The sequence below is a fragment of the Streptomyces sp. Y309 genome (assembly GCF_056712025.1).
On the sequence record NZ_CM160048.1, the window covers coordinates 3,067,793 to 3,086,210 of the forward strand.

Annotated in this window: 18 protein-coding genes; 6 read left to right on the plus strand and 12 right to left on the minus strand. The window is 69.7% G+C overall.

Annotation, left to right across the window (positions count from 1 at the left end; genetic code table 11):
• The first annotated feature begins 12 nt into the window (after positions 1 to 12).
• A complete protein-coding gene (locus tag AC0KTA_RS11615) occupies positions 13 to 585 on the plus strand; it encodes a cob(I)yrinic acid a,c-diamide adenosyltransferase (RefSeq protein ID WP_481055042.1) in 573 nt (190 codons plus the stop codon).
• 8 nt (positions 586 to 593) lie between these two features.
• Here AC0KTA_RS11615 and AC0KTA_RS11620 read toward each other — a convergent pair whose 3' ends face one another.
• The gene (locus AC0KTA_RS11620; RefSeq protein ID WP_481055043.1) at positions 594 to 1,175 is read right to left on the minus strand and encodes a hypothetical protein; all 582 of its coding nucleotides are present in this window, start codon (positions 1,173 to 1,175) and stop codon (positions 594 to 596) included.
• A gap of 170 nt (positions 1,176 to 1,345) precedes the next feature.
• On the opposite strand from AC0KTA_RS11620, the gene AC0KTA_RS11625 reads away from it, so the two are divergent.
• The 3 genes from AC0KTA_RS11625 (at position 1,346) to AC0KTA_RS11635 (ending at position 5,314) form a co-directional block, all read left to right on the plus strand.
• Positions 1,346 to 2,548: a sensor histidine kinase gene (locus AC0KTA_RS11625; RefSeq protein ID WP_481055044.1), complete on the plus strand. Its 1,203-nt coding sequence runs from the start codon at positions 1,346 to 1,348 to the stop codon at positions 2,546 to 2,548.
• On the plus strand, positions 2,545 to 3,195 hold the full coding sequence (locus AC0KTA_RS11630; protein WP_481055045.1) for a response regulator: 651 nt from the start codon (positions 2,545 to 2,547) through the stop codon (positions 3,193 to 3,195). Before AC0KTA_RS11625 ends, AC0KTA_RS11630 begins: the two co-directional genes overlap by 4 nt.
• Before the next feature lie 253 nt (positions 3,196 to 3,448).
• Complete coding sequence (locus AC0KTA_RS11635; protein ID WP_481055046.1) at positions 3,449 to 5,314, plus strand: glycosyl hydrolase family 18 protein; 1,866 nt, start codon at positions 3,449 to 3,451, stop codon at positions 5,312 to 5,314.
• Positions 5,315 to 5,441: 127 nt separating this feature from the next.
• Here the strand turns inward: AC0KTA_RS11635 and AC0KTA_RS11640 are convergent, their stop codons facing one another.
• Positions 5,442 to 7,742 carry an MMPL family transporter gene (locus AC0KTA_RS11640; protein WP_481055047.1) on the minus strand — a complete coding sequence of 767 codons (2,301 nt, stop codon included), beginning with the start codon at positions 7,740 to 7,742 and terminating at the stop codon, positions 5,442 to 5,444.
• A 234-nt stretch (positions 7,743 to 7,976) separates the two neighbouring features.
• Here AC0KTA_RS11640 and AC0KTA_RS11645 point away from each other — a divergent pair, with 234 nt between their 5' ends.
• Together AC0KTA_RS11645 and AC0KTA_RS11650 are read left to right on the plus strand one after the other, a co-directional pair.
• Positions 7,977 to 9,212: a sensor histidine kinase gene (locus AC0KTA_RS11645; protein ID WP_481055048.1), complete on the plus strand. Its 1,236-nt coding sequence runs from the start codon at positions 7,977 to 7,979 to the stop codon at positions 9,210 to 9,212.
• On the plus strand, positions 9,209 to 9,877 hold the full coding sequence (locus AC0KTA_RS11650) for a response regulator (protein ID WP_481055049.1): 669 nt from the start codon (positions 9,209 to 9,211) through the stop codon (positions 9,875 to 9,877). The genes AC0KTA_RS11645 and AC0KTA_RS11650 overlap by 4 nt, the downstream gene beginning before the upstream one ends.
• An 84-nt stretch (positions 9,878 to 9,961) precedes the next feature.
• On the opposite strand, the gene AC0KTA_RS11655 is transcribed toward AC0KTA_RS11650, so the two are convergent.
• From AC0KTA_RS11655 to AC0KTA_RS11700, 10 genes are all read right to left on the minus strand, one after another.
• Positions 9,962 to 10,420: a DUF2550 domain-containing protein gene (locus AC0KTA_RS11655; RefSeq protein ID WP_481055050.1), complete on the minus strand. Its 459-nt coding sequence runs from the start codon at positions 10,418 to 10,420 to the stop codon at positions 9,962 to 9,964.
• 160 nt (positions 10,421 to 10,580) lie between these two features.
• Positions 10,581 to 10,955 carry a F0F1 ATP synthase subunit epsilon gene (locus AC0KTA_RS11660; RefSeq protein WP_481055051.1) on the minus strand — a complete coding sequence of 125 codons (375 nt, stop codon included), beginning with the start codon at positions 10,953 to 10,955 and terminating at the stop codon, positions 10,581 to 10,583.
• Positions 10,956 to 11,086: 131 nt separating this feature from the next.
• Entirely contained in the window at positions 11,087 to 12,523 is a 1,437-nt protein-coding gene (atpD, locus tag AC0KTA_RS11665; protein WP_481055052.1) for a F0F1 ATP synthase subunit beta, read from the minus strand.
• Positions 12,523 to 13,443 (minus strand): F0F1 ATP synthase subunit gamma, encoded by a 921-nt coding sequence (locus AC0KTA_RS11670; RefSeq protein WP_481055053.1) that lies wholly within the window; start codon positions 13,441 to 13,443, stop codon positions 12,523 to 12,525. The genes atpD and AC0KTA_RS11670 overlap by 1 nt, the downstream gene beginning before the upstream one ends.
• A 20-nt stretch (positions 13,444 to 13,463) precedes the next feature.
• Complete coding sequence (gene atpA, locus AC0KTA_RS11675) at positions 13,464 to 15,056, minus strand: F0F1 ATP synthase subunit alpha (protein ID WP_481055054.1); 1,593 nt, start codon at positions 15,054 to 15,056, stop codon at positions 13,464 to 13,466.
• 121 nt (positions 15,057 to 15,177) lie between these two features.
• On the minus strand, positions 15,178 to 15,999 hold the full coding sequence (locus AC0KTA_RS11680) for a F0F1 ATP synthase subunit delta (RefSeq protein WP_481055055.1): 822 nt from the start codon (positions 15,997 to 15,999) through the stop codon (positions 15,178 to 15,180).
• Complete coding sequence (locus tag AC0KTA_RS11685) at positions 15,996 to 16,544, minus strand: F0F1 ATP synthase subunit B (protein WP_481055056.1); 549 nt, start codon at positions 16,542 to 16,544, stop codon at positions 15,996 to 15,998. The genes AC0KTA_RS11680 and AC0KTA_RS11685 overlap by 4 nt, the downstream gene beginning before the upstream one ends.
• A gap of 38 nt (positions 16,545 to 16,582) precedes the next feature.
• A complete protein-coding gene (gene atpE / locus AC0KTA_RS11690) occupies positions 16,583 to 16,822 on the minus strand; it encodes an ATP synthase F0 subunit C (protein WP_055564408.1) in 240 nt (79 codons plus the stop codon).
• Positions 16,823 to 16,901: 79 nt separating this feature from the next.
• On the minus strand, positions 16,902 to 17,720 hold the full coding sequence (gene atpB / locus AC0KTA_RS11695; protein ID WP_481055057.1) for a F0F1 ATP synthase subunit A: 819 nt from the start codon (positions 17,718 to 17,720) through the stop codon (positions 16,902 to 16,904).
• Between the two features lie 228 nt (positions 17,721 to 17,948).
• Positions 17,949 to 18,410 (minus strand): Cg1360 family ATP-synthase-associated protein, encoded by a 462-nt coding sequence (locus AC0KTA_RS11700; protein WP_481055058.1) that lies wholly within the window; start codon positions 18,408 to 18,410, stop codon positions 17,949 to 17,951.
• Between the last annotated feature and the right edge of the window lie 8 nt (positions 18,411 to 18,418).

Here is an 18,418-nt window from a genome sequence, read left to right on the forward strand (position 1 = left end):
TACGCTGGCCGCATGGTCAATCTGACGCGCATCTACACACGGACCGGCGACCAGGGCGCCACGGCCCTCGGCGACATGAGCCGGACCGCCAAGACCGACCTCAGGATCGCCGCGTACGCGGACGCCAACGAGGCCAACGCCGCCATCGGCACGGCCATCGCGCTCGGCGGCCTCGGCGCGGAGGTCGTGAAGGTCCTCACCCGGGTCCAGAACGACCTCTTCGACGTGGGCGCGGACCTGTGCACGCCGGTCGTCGAGGACCCGAAGTACCCGCCGCTGCGCGTCGAGCAGTCCTACGTCGACAAGCTGGAGGCGGACTGCGACCGCTTCAACGAGGACCTGGAGAAGCTGCGCAGCTTCATCCTGCCGGGCGGCACACCGGGCGCGGCGCTCCTGCACCAGGCGTGCACGGTGGTGCGGCGGGCCGAGCGCTCGACGTGGGCGGCCCTGGAGGCGCACGGCGAGACGATGAACCCGCTCACCGCGACCTACCTCAACCGCCTCTCCGACCTCCTGTTCATCCTGGCGAGGACGGCGAACAAGGAGGTCGGCGACGTGCTGTGGGTGCCGGGCGGGGAACGCTGACGCTGTCGCTAGACCTTGGTGAGGTCGTGCGGCCGCTCGTCCCGCTCCCCCGTGCCCCCGGCCGGGCCCTTCTTCGGGAACAGGGCGTAGCTCAGCGCGACCAGGCCGTGGATGCCGGCCGCGCGCCATGCAGTGTGCATCCAGGACTCCAGGGACGACGTGCGGCTCGGGTCGTCGACGTACCACATGGCGAGCAGCAGCAGACCGGTGGCGACCGCCGCCGCGACGACCGTGCCGAGCCACGTCTTGCCCTCGTGCCGGGCGCGGGCCCAGCCGTAGCGCGGCCGGCGCGGCACCGGCGTGCCGTGGAAGCGGTGGGCCGCGTGGCCGTCGAGCCACTTGATGGTGCGGTGGCCGTGGCCGACGGTGTATCCGATGTACACGGCGGCGAGGCCGTGCTTCCAGCTCGGGTCGGCGCCGTTCTTGAGGTCGAGGGCGGTGACGACCAGCAGAACCAGCTCGAGCAGCGGTTCCAGGAGCAGGATCGCGGCGCCGAGGCGCGGCATCTTCAGCAGATAGCGGGTGGCGAGGCCCGCGGCCAGGAGCACCCAGAAGCCCACCTCGCAGATGATGATCAGGGTGACGATCACGGCTCGTTCCTCCCGGCCTCGCTGGTTTTCTCGGTCACTTCTCCAGGCTCCCGGCCGGGGGCGCGCGGATCATCGTCGCCAGTGACGAAGTGCGGCTGCATACTTCGATGTACTCGGGCTTCACCCGGCATAGGGAGGCCCGGGCGCCGCCCGCCGTGTTGGATGGAGTCATGCGCCTGCCGCTCGCCCGCCGCCCGGACGTCGTCGACGTACGCATCTGTGTGGTCAGCCTGCTCAGCGGTGTCGCGCTGTGGGGACTCGGCCTTCCCATGCAGCAGGACCGGCCGCTCGGCCAAGGCTGGTCGCTGCTGCCGCTGTGCGTCATGGCGGGCCTGGAGCTGACCCGCCGTACGGCGCCGCAGTTCGCGCTGGTCGCGGGCACCTTCACGCTGGTCGCCGACCAGTTCACGGCGGGGAATCTGGCGACGATCGTGATGTTCACGGATCTCGTGTACGCCGCCGTGGTGTTCGGCACGCCCGCCGCGGCCCGGCGCATCCCCGTCGCCACGGGGCTGATCACGGTGGCGGTCACCGTCGGCTTCCTGGCCTGGTTCCGGGAGCCGGAGGCCATCCTCATCGGCGCCCTCGTCGCCCTGGTGTCGTTCGCACCCGCGACCACGGGCGTCCTCGTCCGCAGCCACCGGGAGGCCGCGGACCTGGCTCGGCTGCGCGCCGAGCAGACCGCCCTGCTCGCCGAGATGGACCGCACCCAGGCCGTCACCGCCGAGCGCGCGCGGATGGCCCGCGAGCTGCACGACATGGTCGCCAACCACCTGTCGGCGATCGCCATCCACTCCACGGCCGCGCTGTCCCTGGACGACCCGCGGACGACCAAGGACGCGCTCACCGTCATCCGTGAGAACAGCGTCGCGGGCCTGGACGAGATGCGCCGCCTCATCGGCATCCTGCGCGACTCCAGCGGCGACCTGGAACCGGCCGCCGCGCCCACCCTCGACGGCCTCGGCTCCCTCCTCGAGAACGCCCGGACCAACGGCCTGGACGTCCGCCTCGACGACACCCGCGCCCCGGACGACGCCCCCCTGCCCGCGCCGGTCGAGCTGGCCGCGTACCGCATCGTCCAGGAGTCCCTCACCAACGCCCTCAAGCACGCGGCGCCCGGCCTGGTCACCGTGTTCCTGGCCCAGCAGCCGGGTGCGCTGCGCGTGCGCGTGACCAGCCCGTACGGGGAGGTGCGCGGGCCGCGGGCGCCGGGGTCCGGGGCCGGGCTCGTCGGCATGGAGGAGCGGGCCGGGCTGCTCGGCGGCACCTTCGAGTCCGGCCCCGAGGCGCATCCGGACGTGCCCGGCGCGAAAGTCTGGCGGGTCGAGGCCCGCCTGCCCGTAGACCCCAAGGACCAAGGAGTTCCCGAATGATCCGCGTGCTCGTCGCCGAGGACCAGTCCGCCGTGCGGGCGGGCCTGGTCCTGATCCTGCGCAGCGCGCCCGACATGGAGGTCGTCGGGGAGGCCGCGGACGGCGAACAGGCGGTGGCCCTCGCCCGGGAGCTGCGGCCCGACCTGGTCCTCATGGACGTACAGATGCCGCGCCTCGACGGCGTCTCGGCGACCCGCCAGGTGGTGGCCGAGCGGCTCGCGGACGTGCTCGTGCTGACCACGTTCGACCTGGACGAGTACGTCTTCGGGGCGCTGCGCGCGGGCGCGTCCGGGTTCCTGCTGAAGAACACGGAGGCGCGGGATCTGCTGGAGGCGGTGCGCACGGTCGCGCGCGGCGAGGGGCTGATCGCGCCTGCCGTCACCCGCCGGCTGATCGCGGAGTTCGCCACGCCGCGCCGTACGCCGCGCGAGGGCAGCACCGTGGATCCGGCGGTGCTCGACACTCTCACTCGGCGTGAGCGCGAAGTCCTCTCCTGTCTGGGCGAAGGCCTCTCCAACGCGGAGATCGCGGGGCGCTTGGATATGGCGGAAGCCACGGTGAAGACCCATGTGAGCCGCCTGCTGGGCAAGTTGGAGCTGCGCAGCAGAGTTCAGGCGGCGGTGCTCGCCCAGGAGCTGGGGGTCTGACCTGTCCCGCGGTCGGGCTGACCGCCGATCGGCCTGACGGCCTCGTCCTCAAGCGCCGGACGGGCTATTTCCACCCTTGTCCGGCCAACTCCCGCTCTTCGGGCATTGGTTCAGACCCTTGACCCCTGGTCCAGACCTTTCTATTCTCACCGCACTGCGGTGGGCACATGTCAGGCACAGGACACACACTCCGTGCTCACGGGCGTCGCAGGGTTCCAACCCCCACCCCCGGAACTCACCCGAGGAGCACACCTTGCGCGTCAGACACCGATCCAGACACCGGATCATCGCGGGACTCACGACCTTGCTGCTCCCGTTCGCCACTCTGGTGGCCCTCGGAGGCAACGCAGAGGCGGCCCCGGACGCCGCACCGCAGGCCGCGAAGGCCGCCGCCACGGCCACCGCCACGTACGCCAAGACCCAGGACTGGGGCACCGGCTTCGAGGGCAAGTGGACGATCAAGAACACCGGCACCACCGCACTCAGCTCCTGGACCGTCGCGTGGGACTTCCCCGCCGGCACCAAGGTGACGTCGGCCTGGGACGCGACCGTCACCAACTCGGGCGACAAGTGGACCGCGAAGAACCTCGGCTGGAACGGCTCGCTCGCCCCCGGGGCCACCGTCTCCTTCGGCTTCAACGGCTCGGGCCCCGGCTCCCCGTCCAACTGCCTGCTCAACGGCGAGAGTTGTGACGGCGGCGGCCAGCCCGGCGACAGCGCGCCCTCCGCCCCCGGCACCCCGACCGCGTCCGGCATCACCGACACCTCGGTGAAGCTGGACTGGAAGGCCGCCACGGACGACAAGGGCATCAAGAACTACGACGTCCTGCGCGACGGCGCCAAGGTCGCGACGGTGACCGGCACGTCGTACGCCGACTCCGGGCTCACCGCGGGCACCGACTACTCGTACAGCGTCCAGGCCCGTGACACCGCCGACCAGACCGGGCCCGCCAGCGGCTCGGTGAAGGTGCGCACCACGGGCGGCGACCCGGGCCCGGGACCCGGCGACAAGGTGAAGCTCGGATACTTCACCAACTGGGGCGTCTACCAGCGCAATTACCACGTCAAGAACATCGTCTCCTCCGGCTCCGCCGAGAAGATCACGCACATCAACTACGCGTTCGGCAACGTCCAGGGCGGCAAGTGCACCATCGGTGACGCCTACGCCGACTACGACAAGGCGTACACCGCCGACCAGTCCGTCGACGGCGTCGCCGACACCTGGGACCAGCCGCTGCGCGGCAACTTCAACCAGCTCCGCAAGCTGAAGGCCAAGTACCCGCACATCAAGGTCCTCTGGTCGTTCGGCGGCTGGACCTGGTCCGGCGGCTTCACCGACGCCATGAAGAACCCGGCGGCGTTCGCGGACTCCTGCTACAAGCTGGTCGAGGACCCGCGCTGGGCCGACGTCTTCGACGGCATCGACCTGGACTGGGAGTACCCCAACGCCTGCGGCCTGAGCTGTGACACCAGCGGCCCGGCCGTGATGAAGACGATGACGCAGGCGTTCCGGAACAGGTTCGGCGCCGACAACCTCGTCACCGCCGCCATCACCGCCGACGCCTCCCCCGGCGGCAAGATCGACTCCGCCGACTACGGCGGCGCCGCGCAGTACACCGACTGGTACAACGTGATGACGTACGACTTCTTCGGCGCCTGGGACGCCAAGGGCCCGACGGCGCCGCACTCGCCGCTCACCGACTACCCGGGCATCCCCAAGGGCGGCTTCAACTCCGCGGCGGCCATCAACAAGCTGAAGGCCAAGGGCGTACCGGCCAAGAAGCTCCTGCTCGGCATCGGCTTCTACGGCCGCGGCTGGACGGGTGTCACCCAGAAGGAACCGGGCGGCACGGCTACCGGCGCCGCGCCGGGCACGTACGAGGCGGGCATCGAGGACTACAAGATCCTGAAGAACTCCTGCCCGTCCAACGGCACGGTCGCGGGTACCGCGTACGCGCACTGCGGCAGCAACTGGTGGTCGTACGACACCCCGGCGACCATCCGCGCCAAGATGGCCTGGGCGAAGGAGCAGGGCCTCGGCGGCGCCTTCTTCTGGGAGTTCAGCGGCGACACCGCGAACGGTGAGCTGGTGAGCGCCATCAACGACGGCCTGAAGTAGGCCCAGGCCACACCTCCCCCTGAACGAAGCCGGGGAGACAGGAACGCCCCCTGTCTCCCCGGCTTCTTCTGTCTCCGCGGCTTCTTCTGTCTCCCCGGCTTCTTCCCGGCTTCTTCGTGGCGGGCCGTCAGCGGCGGAGCGGCTCCGACGCGTGCGGCCGCTTCCACGCGGAGGGCTCATGCGGTGCGTACGGCGCGTACTCGGGAGTCCGGGGCGCGCGGTGTTCGCCGCCGTGGCCACCGGGCGCGCGGCCCGACTTCGACGGCCACCAGGTCGCCCGGCCGAGCATCGCCACCACCGCGGGCACCAGCATGATCGAGAGGACCAGCGAGGACAGGCCGATGCCGAGCGCGGTGACGAGGCCGATCTCCTGGGTGCCCGGGGACGGGTTCACGGCGAGGCTCGCGAAGGAACCAGCGAGCACGATCCCGGCGGTGACGATGGCCGGAGCCGTGTGCCGGACAGCGGCGGCCACCGCCTGGCGGGCCGAGCCCGGCCGGCCCATCTCCTCCCGGATGCGGTCGCTGATCAGGATGTTGTAGTCGGTGCCGAGGGCGACGACGAACAGGAAGAGCACGAGCGGCAGCGTGAACGACACCCCCGGCCGGCCGAGGATGTGCTGGAACACGAGCACACCGGACCCGAGCGTCGCCGTGAAGCCGAGCCCGATGGCGAGCATGAGGACCATCGGCGCGAGCAGGCTGCGCAGCAGGGCCACCAGGATCAGCGCGATCAGCGCGGCGGCCACGGGGAAGACCACCTTGAGGTCCTTCGACACCGCCTCGGACACATCCGAGAAGATCGCGGCCTGGCCGGTCACATGGGCCTCGGTCCCGGGCGGCGCCTGCTTCTCGACGACGGGCCGCACCTCGTCGGACACCAGGTCACGGGCCCGCTGCGACTGCACGTCGACGTCCAGATAGAAGTCCACCCTGGCGGCCGTGTGCCGCTCGTTGAGCACGGGCCGCGCCACCCGGCCGACGCCCTCGACCGCCTTCAGCTCCTTGGTCAGCCCCTTGAGGGCCGAGGGATCGAGCCGTACGTCGCGCCCATCGCCCTTGGCGGCCCCCTTGCCGTCGGCCGCCGCGACGTACACCGTGTGCGGGCTCGCCACCCCGCCGGGCAGCGCGCGGGATATCTCCTTCGCCGTCACCGCCGCGGGTGTGTCGTCCGGCCCCGCGTCCGTGCCGTAGTCCATCCGCATGCCGAGGACGCCGGCGCTCAGCGCGCAGAGGAGCCCCACGCTGGCGGCCACGAAGAGGAACGGACGACGCGCCACGCGCTCCCCGAGCCGCGCGCTCAGCCCGGCGCGCGGCTCCCGGCGCAGCGCCCGGGACGGCCAGAACATGCCGCGCCCGGACACCGCGAGGAGCGCCGGCATGAAGGTGAGGCTGGCGACGAGCATCACCAGGACGCACACCGCGATGGCCGGGCCGAGCACCTGGAACTGCCCGAAGCTCGCGATCCCCAGGGTGGCGAAGGCGGCCACGATGGTGAGCGCGGCCGAGGTGATCGCCGCCCCGACCCGGCCCGCGCACTCCGCCGCGACGCCGCGGGCGTTCTTCTTCGGGTTCGGGTGCTCGCGCATCAACTCGCGGAACCGGAACAGCATGAACAGGAAGTAGTCGATGCCGATGCCGAGCAGGACCACGGTGATCAGGGACGGTGTCGACGGGTCGAGCTTGAAGTCGAAGAGCAGTGCCGTGCCGACCACCGCGCCGGTCGCGGCGCCGCCGACGAGGACGACCGCGAGCAGCGGCAGGATCGCGGCGAGGAAGCTGCGGAAGGCCAGGACGTTCAGGAGCACGATGAGCCCGAAGGTCAGGATCGCGACCAGCTTCTCGGTGTCCTCCTGGGCCTCCGTGGTGTCGGCGAGGTCCGCGATGCCGCCGGTGAAGCCCGTGCGCAGGTCCGCCCGGCCGAACTCGTCCTCGGCGCGGTCGCGGAAGTCCCGGTAGAGGTCCTGCAGCGCCGGGTCGTTCATGTTGCCGTCGAGCGAGACGGACAGGAGCCGGAACGTGCCGTCGGGCGCGGCCGCACCGGACTTCACGACCGGGGTCTGGGAGTGGTCCGTCAGCAGGAACGAGGGGGTACCGTCGGGATTGGCCATCTTCAGGCGCCGCTCACCGAGACCGGAGGCGATCCTGTCGATGTGCCGCCGGTCGCCGCCGGTGAGCTTCTTCCCGTCCTCGCGGCCGACGAGCAGGGTGACGGCGTTGTCGTCGGGCTTCGCGCCGAACTCGTCCTCGGCGATCTGCAGGGCCGCCGCCGAGTCGTACGACTTGGGCAGGAAGCTGCCGACGTCGGGCTGGGTGACACTGTGCATCTTGGCCTGGCCGACCATGGACAGGGCGAGGGCGACCACCGTCCAGAGCAGGATGAATTTCCAGGCGTGGCGGGTGGTCAGGGCGGTGAGTGATCTGATCACGGTTCCTCCGGCGGTGGGGCGGGCGGCCCGGTCCCGCCGGGCCCCTCCAGAAGATCACCGGCACCCCCGCCGACTCGTCGCCCGCGACGACGAACCCGCCCCGGGACCAGGGCCGTGGCAGCCACCGCGACCAGGACCCAGCTCCCAGACGCGAACTCCACCCGGGGGAGGACGCCGCTGCCCCGCCCCCGGCCTTGAATGGATCACGGACCCGCGCGTAAGGAGAACGACGGCATGCCCGCACGCAGCCGACCGCCCCGGACCGGGGACACCGAGGAAGAAGCCGGCACGCCTCGCCCCGGAGACCTCCGGCCGAACCGCCAGGACGTCCTGGTGGCCCTCGGCGCCCTGGTGATCGAGGTCACCGGCTATGCCCTGAGCATCGAGCCCGGGGGCACGTCCTGGAGCCCGGGCGTCCTCGCGCTGCACCTGCTGCCCACGACTCCGCTGCTCTGGCACCGGCGCTTCCCCGTGGCCGTCCTCGTCGCCGTCCTCGCGGCACAGGCCGTGCTCACCCCGTTCACCTCGGTCCCCTACGGCCTGCCCATCTCCCTGGTGGTCGCCCTGTACTCGGTGGCCCGGCTGCGCAGCGCCCGCGTCACCGGCGCCGCGGCGGTGGTGGCCCTCGCCGGCCTCCAGGTGCCCGGCCTCGGCGAACACGAGGAGCTGGCGCGGGCGATCTTCGCGGACGTGGTGGGCGTCTGCATAGCGCTCGCCGTGGGCTGCGCCGCGCGGCGGTGGCAGCGGCAGGACGCCGCCCACCGCAAGCTGCTCGCCGACCACGCGGTGGCCGCCGAGCGCCGCCGTATCGCCCGCGAACTGCACGACGTCGTCGCCCACCACATCACCGCCATGCAGCTGATGGCGGGCGGTGCCCGGCGCGTGCTCCACCACGACGCCGACCTGGCCCGGGACGCCCTGAAGTCCCTGGAGGACTCCGGCCGGCTCGCGCTCGGCGAGATGCGCCAGCTCCTCGACGTGCTGCGCGCGGACGACGACACCGAGGGCGGTCCGGCCGCACCCCAGCCGGGCGTGGACGACCTGCCGCGGGTGGTCGCGGACTCGTGCCGGGCGGGCGTCGACACGGAGCTGCTCGTCGAGGGCGCACGCCAGGAGCTGGCGCCCACCCTGGGTCTCACCGTGTTCCGGATCGTCCAGGAGGCCCTCACCAACGTCCGCAAGCACGCGCGCGGCGCCCACGCGACCGTACGGCTGGACTACGGCCCCGGCCTGCTCACCGTCGAGGTGCGCAATGACGGCGCCGGCAGCGGCGGCAGCGCACGCAAGGGCGGGCCGGGACACGGCCTCGTCGGCATGCGGGAACGCGTGGCCCTGCACGGCGGCACCCTGGAGACGGGCACCCGCCCCGAAGGCGGCTTCCGGATCCTCGCGACCCTGCCCGTGCCCGCCGACGTACCCTCGGCCTTCGACGACGCCCCCGCGCCCCACGAGAAAGCGGCGACCCGGTGACCACGCCACCCACTCCCCTGACCGTCCTCATCGCCGACGACCAGCCCCTGGTCCGGCGCGGCCTCGCGCTCATCTTCCACGCCGACCCCGGCGTGACGGTCGTCGGCGAGGCCGGGGACGGCCGCGCAGCCGTCGACCTGGCCCGGCGGCTGCGCCCCGACGTGGTCCTCATGGACATCCGCATGCCGCACCTCGACGGCGTCGGCGCGACGGCGGAACTCACCGCCGGACTCCCCGAGTGCCGGGTCCTGGCGCTGAGCACGTTCGACATGGACGAGTACGTCGTCGGCGCGCTGCGCGCGGGCGCCGCGGGCTTCCTGCCCAAGGACGTCTCACCTGAGGAACTGGTGGCGGCGGTCCACACCGTCAACGCGGGCGAGGCGGCAGTGGCCCCCCGCCTCCTCACCCGCCTCATCTCCGCGTACGTCACCACGCCCGCGCCCCCACCCCCACGCGTCCGCCCGGACCTCACGTCCCGCGAGACGGACGTCTGGGCCCTCATCGCCAGGGGCTACGACAACACAGAGATAGCCGAGGCCCTGCGCATCAGCCCCTCCACGGTGAAGAACCACGTCACAGCGGTCTTCGCCAAACTGGGCGTACGCGACCGCGCCCAGGCGGTGATAGCGGCGTACGAGTCAGCCCTGGTCAAGGCAGGCGACTAAAGCCCGTCCGGCGTTTGAGGACGAGGCCCGAAGGGCCAAAAAAGCGGGGAGAGGGGCGCAGCCCCCTAAGAAACCGCCCAAACGCTACGCGACGTTGACCCGCTGACCAGGAGGCGCAGCCTCCAGCCAAGCCAGAAACCCGGTGAGCGCATCCTCGCTCATGGCGAGTTCCAACCGCACCCCACGGTGCAAACAGCCCAGCACAACGGCATCGGAAAGAAGCGCCAGCTCTTCCTCCCCGTCGGGGGCCCGACGGTCGACGACCTCGATGGACGCACGCTCAAGGACCCGCCGAGGCCGAGGAGCGTACGAGAACACACGGAACCACTCGACCCGATCCCCGTTGTAGCGGGCCACGCCATAGCCCCACCCCTTGCCGGAGGTGTCGGACGCCTCCGCGGGATCGGGCGCGTTCCACCGCAGGCTGCAGTCGAAGGTGCCGCCGGACCGCTGGATGAGCCGGCGGCGCAGTCCGAAGACGAAGAGCCCCAGCAACACCAGCGCGATCAACACAAGTCCGCACACGACCAGAACGAGGATCATCGGCACCGACCTCCTCGTCTCACCACAGTCTCAAACAAGACTTCTGACACGGACCGAACAACCGCTCCCGAAACTGCATCCGCATTGCCTCAGCCGCGACCACGTCCGGAGAGCTCCGGACCTGGCCGCGGCTGAGTCACGTTACGCCGCGCGCTGGGGGTCAGCGCACCGCCACCGCCCGCAGTCGGACGTCGGCGCGCCGCTCGGCGGAGGCGTCGGCCTCCGACTTGGCACGCTCGAGCGCCCGCTCCGCACGCTGGATGTCGATCTCGTCCGAGAGCTCGGCGATCTCGGCGAGCAGCGACAGCTTGTTGTCGGCGAACGAGATGAATCCGCCGTGCACCGCGGCGACGACGGTCCCGCCGTCGCTGGTACGGATGGTCACCGGGCCCGACTCCAGCACACCGAGCAGCGGCTGGTGACCGGGCATGACGCCGATGTCGCCGGACGTGGTGCGCGCGACGACCAGGGTGGCCTCGCCGGACCAGACACTGCGGTCCGCGGCGACCAGCTCGACATGCAGCTCAGCAGCCAAGGGTGGCTCCTCGGGTCACCACCCGGCGGTTCAGCCGGGTGTTGGGTCAAATTCTAGTGGGCGTATGGGGAGGGGCGGGAACGCGGTCCCCGTGAAGGGGTGCACCCGCCCCTCTCCAGGAGTCATGAGACTCAGGAAACGCCGAGTTCCTTCGCGTTGGCCTTGAGGTCCTCCAGGCCACCGCACATGAAGAACGCCTGCTCGGGGAAGTGGTCGTACTCGCCGTCGCAGATCGCGTTGAAGGCCGCGACCGACTCGTCCAGCGGGACGTCCGAACCGTCGACGCCGGTGAACTGCTTGGCGACGTGCGTGTTCTGCGACAGGAAGCGCTCCACGCGACGGGCGCGGGAGACGACCAGCTTGTCCTCCTCGCCGAGCTCGTCGATGCCGAGGATGGCGATGATGTCCTGGAGGTCCTTGTACTTCTGCAGGATCCCCTTGACGCGCATGGCGCAGTCGTAGTGGTCCTGCGCGATGTAGCGCGGGTCCAGGATGCGGGACGTGGAGTCCAGCGGGTCGATCGCCGGGTAGATGCCCTTCTCGGAGATCGGACGGGACAGCACCGTCGTCGCGTCGAGGTGGGCGAACGTGGTGGCCGGGGCCGGGTCGGTCAGGTCGTCCGCGGGGACGTAGATCGCCTGCATCGAGGTGATCGAGTGACCACGGGTCGAGGTGATGCGCTCCTGGAGGAGACCCATCTCGTCGGCCAGGTTCGGCTGGTAACCCACGGCCGAGGGCATGCGACCCAGCAGGGTCGAGACCTCGGAACCGGCCTGCGTGAAGCGGAAGATGTTGTCGATGAAGAACAGCACGTCCTGCTTCTGCACATCGCGGAAGTACTCCGCCATGGTCAGACCGGCCAGGGCCACGCGCAGACGGGTGCCCGGGGGCTCGTCCATCTGGCCGAAGACAAGGGCGGTCTTGTCGATGACGCCCGACTCCGACATCTCCTCGATGAGGTCGTTGCCCTCACGGGTGCGCTCGCCGACACCGGCGAACACGGAGACACCGTCGTGGTTGTTGGCGACGCGGTAGATCATCTCCTGGATGAGCACCGTCTTGCCGACGCCGGCACCGCCGAACAGACCGATCTTTCCACCCTTGACGTACGGGGTGAGAAGGTCGATGCACTTGACGCCGGTCTCGAACATCTCGGTCTTCGACTCGAGCTCGTCGAAGTTCGGGGCCTTGCGGTGGATGGACCAGCGCTCGCCCTCGTAGGTCTCGTCGACGTTCAGGACCTCACCGAGGGTGTTGAACACCTTGCCCTTGGTGAAATCGCCGACCGGGACGGTGATGCCGTCGCCGGTGTCGGTCACCGGGGCCTGGCGGACCAGGCCGTCGGTGGGCTGCATGGAGATGGTGCGGACGAGGCCGTCGCCGAGGTGCTGGGCGACCTCGAGCGTCAGCGTCTTCTTCGCGCCGTCCTGCGCCGGGTCGGCGACCTCGACGTGCAGGGCGTTGTAGATCTCCGGCATCGCGTCGACGGGGAACTCCACGTCGACGACCGGGCCGATGACCCGGGCGACGCGGCCCGTGGCAACGGCCGTCTCAACAGTGGTCGTCATTACTTGTCACTCCCCGCGGTCGCGTCGGCAAGGGCGCTCGCGCCACCGACGATCTCGCTGATTTCCTGGGTGATTTCGGCCTGGCGGGCCGCGTTGGCAAGCCGGGACAGATTGTTGATCAGGTCCCCGGCGTTGTCGGTCGCCGACTTCATCGCGCGGCGCGTGGCGGCGTGCTTGGAGGCAGCCGACTGGAGCAGCGCGTTGTAGATACGGCTCTCGACGTAGCGCGGCAGCAGGGCGTCGAGGACGTCCTCCGCCGACGGCTCGAAGTCGTACAGCGGAAGGATCTCGTCCTTCTTCACCGCGGACTCCTCCGCCACCTCTTCGAGGCTGAGCGGCAGCAGTCGGCCGTCGACGGCCGACTGCGTCATCATCGAGACGAACTCGGTGTAGACGATGTGGAGTTCATCCACGCCGCCCTCGGCCGTGTCCTTCTCGATGGCCTCGATCAGCGGTCCCGCGACCGCCTTGGCGTCCGCGTACTCGGGCTGGTCGGTGAAGCCGCTCCACTGCTTCGCGATCTTGCGCTCGCGGAAGTTGTAGTGGGCGACACCGCGGCGGCCGACGATGTACGTGTCGACCTCCTTGCCCTCGGCCTGGAGGCGGGCGGTGAGCTGCTCCGCGGCCTTGATGGCGTTGGAGTTGAAGGCGCCGGCCAGACCGCGGTCGCTGGTCAGGAGCAGCACGGCGGCTCGCGTCGCCGTCTCCGCCTCCGTCGTCAGCGGGTGCTGGGTGTTCGAGCCGGTGCCCACCGCCGTGACCGCGCGGGTGAGCTCGGTCGCGTACGGCGTGGAGGCCGCCACCTTGCGCTGCGCCTTGACGACGCGCGAGGCGGCGATCATCTCCATCGCCTTGGTGATCTTCTTGGTCGCGGTGACGGATTTGATGCGACGCTTATAGACCCGGAGCTGGGCTCCCATGAGTCAGGTCCCTTCCGTCGTCACTTGCCGGGAGCAGCCGGAGCGTCCTCGCCGAGAAGCTTCCCGTCCGAGGTCTCGAACTGCTTCTTGAAGTCCGCGATGGCGTCCGCGACGGCGACGAGCGTGTCGTCCGACATCTTGCCGCCCTCCTTGATGGAGGTCATCAGGCCCTGCTCCTTGCGGTGCAGGTAGTCGAGCAGCTCGCGCTCGAAGCGGCGGATGTCGGCGACCGGTACGTCGTCCATCTTGCCGGTGGTGCCGGCCCACACGGAGACGACCTGGTCCTCGGTCGGCATCGGCTGGTACTGGGCCTGCTTCAGCAGCTCGACCATGCGCTGGCCGCGCTCCAGCTGCGACTTCGACGCGGCGTCCAGGTCGGAACCGAAGGCGGCGAACGCCTCCAGCTCACGGAACTGGGCGAGGTCCACGCGCAGTCGGCCGGAGACCTGCTTCATCGCCTTGTGCTGAGCGGAACCACCGACTCGGGACACGGAGATACCGACGTTCAGCGCGGGGCGCTGACCGGCGTTGAACAGGTCCGACTCCAGGAAGCACTGGCCGTCGGTGATGGAGATGACGTTGGTCGGGATGAACGCCGAGACGTCGTTGGCCTTCGTCTCGACGATCGGCAGACCGGTCATCGAGCCCGCGCCCATGTCGTCGGAGAGCTTCGCGCAGCGCTCCAGCAGACGGGAGTGCAGGTAGAAGACGTCGCCGGGGTAGGCCTCGCGCCCCGGCGGGCGGCGGAGCAGCAGGGACACGGCGCGGTAGGCGTCGGCCTGCTTCGAGAGGTCGTCGAAGATGATGAGGACGTGCTTGCCCTCGTACATCCACTGCTGGCCGATGGCCGAGCCGGTGTACGGCGCCAGGTACTTGAAGCCGGCCGGGTCGGACGCCGGGGCGGCGACGATGGTCGTGTACTCCAGGGCGCCGGCCTCTTCGAGGGCACCACGCACGGAGGCGATGGTCGAGCCCTTCTGACCGATGGCGACGTAGACGCAGCGGACCTGCTTCTTCACGTCGCCGGAGCGCCAGTTGTCGCGCTGGTTGATGATCGTGTCGACGGCCAGGGCGGTCTTGCCGGTCTGGCGGTCACCAATGATCAGCTGACGCTGGCCACGGCCGATCGGGGTCATGGCGTCGACGGCCTTGTAGCCCGTCTCCATCGGCTCGTGCACCGACTTACGGGCCATGACGCCCGGAGCCTGCAGCTCAAGGGCGCGGCGGCCGGACGTCTCGATCTCGCCGAGGCCGTCGATCGGGTTGCCGAGCGGGTCGACGACGCGGCCGAGGTAGCCCTCGCCCACCGCGACCGACAGGACCTCGCCGGTGCGCTGCACCGACTGGCCCTCCTCGATGCCGCTGAACTCACCGAGGATGATCGAACCGATCTCGCGCTCTTCCAGGTTCAGCGCGAGACCAAGGGTCCCGTCCTCGAACTTCAGCAGTTCGTTGGCCATGGCCGAGGGCAGGCCCTCGACCTTCGCGATGCCATCGCCGGCCAGGGTGACCGTACCGACCTCCTCGCGCGAGGCCGCGTCCGGCTTGTACGCCTGGACAAAGTTCTCCAGCGCGTCCCGGATCTCCTCCGGCCGGATCGTGAGCTCCGCCATCTGGGTTCCCTGCTCTCCTTGTTGGGCCCGAAGTTTCTTTGGGGGATCTGGGGGCTCCCCCCAGAAACTTTGCATCCTCTGCACGGCCCAACTCGGGCCGTTGGTCTTGCTTGTTGAGTTACTAGCCCGCCATACGGCGGTGCGCGTCCTCGATGCGGTCCGCGATGGAGCCGTTGATGACCTCGTCGCCCACCTGCACCCGGATCCCGCCGAGGACCTCGGGGTCCACGTCGAGGTTCAGGTGCATCTCGCGCCCGTAGATCTTCGCGAGCGCCGCGCCGAGCCGTTGCTTCTGCTGGTCCGACAGCGGAACAGCCGAGGTGACGACGGCGACCATGCGCTCCCGGCGGTCCGCGGCCAGCTTGGAGAGGGACTCGAGTCCCGCTTCCAGGCTACGTCCACGGGGCGCGGTCACAAGACGGTCGACCAGCCGCTCCGTGGCGGCGTCCGCACGCCCGCCGAGCAGGCCGCTGACCAGCCCGCTCTTGGCGGCGGTGGTCGCGCCGCGGTCGGTGAGCGCCGCCCGCAGCTCGGTGCTGGACGCGACGATCCGGCCGAACCGGAAGAGCTCGTCCTCGACCGTGTCCAGCGCGCCCGACCGCTGCGCGGCGGTCAGGTCGGCGAGGTCGGTCAGCTCCTCCAGGGCGTCCACCAGGTCGCGCGACTGCGACCAGCGGGAGCGCACCATGCCGGCCACCAGGTCCGCGGCCTCGCCGCCGACCTTGCCGCCGAGCAGCCGTCCGGCCAGCTCGGCCTTGGCCTCTCCGGGCTGCGCCGGGTCGGTCAGGACCCGACGCAGTGAGACCTCGCGGTCGAGCAGCGCGGTGACCGAGGCCAGCTCGTCGGCCAGCTGCTTCGCGTCGACCGTGGTGTTGTCGGTCAGCGCGTCGAGACGCTCGCGCGCGGCGGCCAGGGCCTCGCGGCTGGCTCCATGCGCTGTCATCGAGTCGCCTCGGCCTTCGCGTCGAGCTCGTCGAGGAAGCGGTCGATCGTGCGGCTCTGGCGGGCGTGCTCCTCGAGCGACTCACCGACGAGCTTGCCGGCCAGTTCGGTGGCCAGCTGGCCCACGTCCTGGCGCAGCGCCTGCGCGGCGGCCTTGCGGTCGGCCTCGATCTGGGCGTGACCGGCGGCGACGATCTCCTCGCGCTGCCGCTGGCCCTCGGCCCGCATCTCGGCGATGAGCGTGGCGCCCTGCTCCTGCGCCTCCTGGCGCAGACGCGCGGCCTCGTGCCGGGCCTCGGCGAGCTGAGCCTTGTACTGCTCAAGAACGCTCTGGGCCTCGGTCTGAGCGGCCTCGGCCTTCTCGATACCGCCTTCGATCGCCTCCCGGCGCTCTTCCAGAACCTTGTTGATGTTCGGGAGGAGCTTCTTCCAGAAGAAGAAGAAAACGATGGCGAAGGCGATGGCGCCGACAAGCAGCTCGGGACCCGGCGGGACGAGCGGATTCTGCTCCTCCTCGGCCGCCAGCTGAACCAGGTTGGCGATCACATCAGTGCCTTTCGTCGAAAAGTGTCAGCAAGCAGTGATTACTTACCGAACACGAACGGCATAACGATGCCGATGAGGGCGAGCGCCTCACAGAAGGCGAAGCCCAGAATCTGGTTGGCGCGGATCAGGCCGGCGGCCTCGGGCTGACGGGCCAGGGCCTGGGTGCCGTTACCGAAGACGATGCCGACGCCGATGCCAGGACCGATGGCCGCGAGGCCGTAGCCGATGGAACCGAGGGAGCCGGAGACGCCAGCGGCGAGTTCGAGGGTCGCGGACATGCCGTTACTTCCTTCTCTTTCATGGGCCGGTGGGGGTTGGCCACCGGACGATCTGGGGGCTTGGGGGCCAGAGGTTGACTCAGTGGTGCTCGGCGAGAGCGCCCTGAATGTACGTGCAGGCAAGGAGCACGAAGACGTACGCCTGAACCGCCTGCACGAAAAGTTCGAAGAGGACCATGACCATGGTCATGACGAAGGAGACGCCCGCGGCCGGAATCATCCAGCTGTTCAGCAGGTACCAGGAGGCGACGGTGAACATCACCAGCATCAGGTGACCGGCGAACATGTTGGCGAAGAGTCGCACCGCGTGCGTGAACGGGCGCACCAGCAGGTTCGAGAAGAACTCGATGAACGAGACCAGCCACTTGATCCCGCCGAGCGAGTTGTCGTAGCCGGTGATGTTCTTCCAGCCACCGGCGAAGCCGTGGCGCTTGAAGGTCAGCGGCACCCAGATCAGGTAGGTGATCAGCGCGAGGATGATCGGGTATGCGATCACCGACGAGACCGGGAACTGGGCCAGCGGAATCACGGACCAGATGTTCATGATCCAGATGAAGAAGAACATCGAGACCATGAGGGGGACGTACTTCTCGCCCTCCTTCTTGCCGAGCGTCTCGTACACGATGCCGCGGCGTACGAAGTCGTAGCCCGCCTCACCGATCATCTGGAGCTTGCCCGGGACGACCTTGGCCTTGCCAAAGGCGGCGTAGAAGAAAGTGATGACGACCAGCGTCGTGATCAGGGCGAGCAGCATCACCTTGTTGAACTCGAACCCACCGACCTCGAAGATCGGCTTGAAGAGGAACGAGTGCAGGCCCGGAGCCGGGAAGCCACAGCCGTTGTCGGACATGATCCGACAGCTCCAGTCAAAGGCGAGCTCAGTTTGGTCAGCACTCACCGCGGGCTCCTTCGGCGTGACGCATAGGTACGGCAACCTCGTTGTCGTGTCGGCGCGGCGCGCAGCCGCGGGTCGGCACCGGACTGGTGTTTCGGAAGTGTGAGCGGCGTTCAGGCATCGAGCCTCGCGATGGTGCAGGCGTCAGCTCAGATGCCCGCGCCTGCAGTGCCGCAGTTGGCACCGGACGATAGCAGCATCTCGAACGTGCATTTATCCCGGCCCTACCTCTCACGTCGAGGACCCCGACTTCTCCGTCTTCTCACTCTTCTCGGAGGAGCGGGCGGAGGAAGGTTCGGGTTCCGGGTCGACGTAAAAGATCTTGGCCTTCATGTGAGCACGAGCCTGCGATCCCATCCACGCGACGGTGGCGATCACGAGCGCGAGCGCGAAGGTCTTCGGGTTGAAGAGGTCAGTGTCCTTGAACAGGCCCACGAAGACGAGAAGCAGCAGAAGCTGGGCGACGTAGAGCATGAGCCCCATCGCCTGGAACAACTGCGGAAGCGATTTTGCCGTCCGCTGCAGGACGTACAGGCCAAGCCCCATGAAGGCGATGACCACCAGCGTGCCGATGCCCGCGCCGAGCGCTCCCTTGCCACCGGCGACGACACCGCTGACGGCGGCGACGATCGCGCCGACCACTGCTGTGGGCACGGCGGATTGCAGGAGATTCCGGGTGTCTTGGGACGGCATGGCGGCAG

What these genes read in the sequence shown, in the direction of transcription:
- AC0KTA_RS11655 (WP_481055050.1), bottom strand. Translation starts at nt 10,420, where the DNA reads ATGATCCTCGTTCTGGTCGTGTGCGGACTTGTGTTGATCGCGCTGGTG.
- AC0KTA_RS11625 (WP_481055044.1), top strand. Translation starts at nt 1,346, where the DNA reads ATGCGCCTGCCGCTCGCCCGCCGCCCGGACGTCGTCGACGTACGCATC.
- AC0KTA_RS11680 (WP_481055055.1), bottom strand. Translation starts at nt 15,999, where the DNA reads ATGACAGCGCATGGAGCCAGCCGCGAGGCCCTGGCCGCCGCGCGCGAG.
- atpD (WP_481055052.1), bottom strand. Translation starts at nt 12,523, where the DNA reads ATGACGACCACTGTTGAGACGGCCGTTGCCACGGGCCGCGTCGCCCGG.
- atpA (WP_481055054.1), bottom strand. Translation starts at nt 15,056, where the DNA reads ATGGCGGAGCTCACGATCCGGCCGGAGGAGATCCGGGACGCGCTGGAG.
- atpE (WP_055564408.1), bottom strand. Translation starts at nt 16,822, where the DNA reads ATGTCCGCGACCCTCGAACTCGCCGCTGGCGTCTCCGGCTCCCTCGGT.
- AC0KTA_RS11615 (WP_481055042.1), top strand. Translation starts at nt 13, where the DNA reads ATGGTCAATCTGACGCGCATCTACACACGGACCGGCGACCAGGGCGCC.
- AC0KTA_RS11670 (WP_481055053.1), bottom strand. Translation starts at nt 13,443, where the DNA reads ATGGGAGCCCAGCTCCGGGTCTATAAGCGTCGCATCAAATCCGTCACC.
- AC0KTA_RS11630 (WP_481055045.1), top strand. Translation starts at nt 2,545, where the DNA reads ATGATCCGCGTGCTCGTCGCCGAGGACCAGTCCGCCGTGCGGGCGGGC.
- AC0KTA_RS11700 (WP_481055058.1), bottom strand. Translation starts at nt 18,410, where the DNA reads ATGCCGTCCCAAGACACCCGGAATCTCCTGCAATCCGCCGTGCCCACA.
- AC0KTA_RS11645 (WP_481055048.1), top strand. Translation starts at nt 7,977, where the DNA reads ATGCCCGCACGCAGCCGACCGCCCCGGACCGGGGACACCGAGGAAGAA.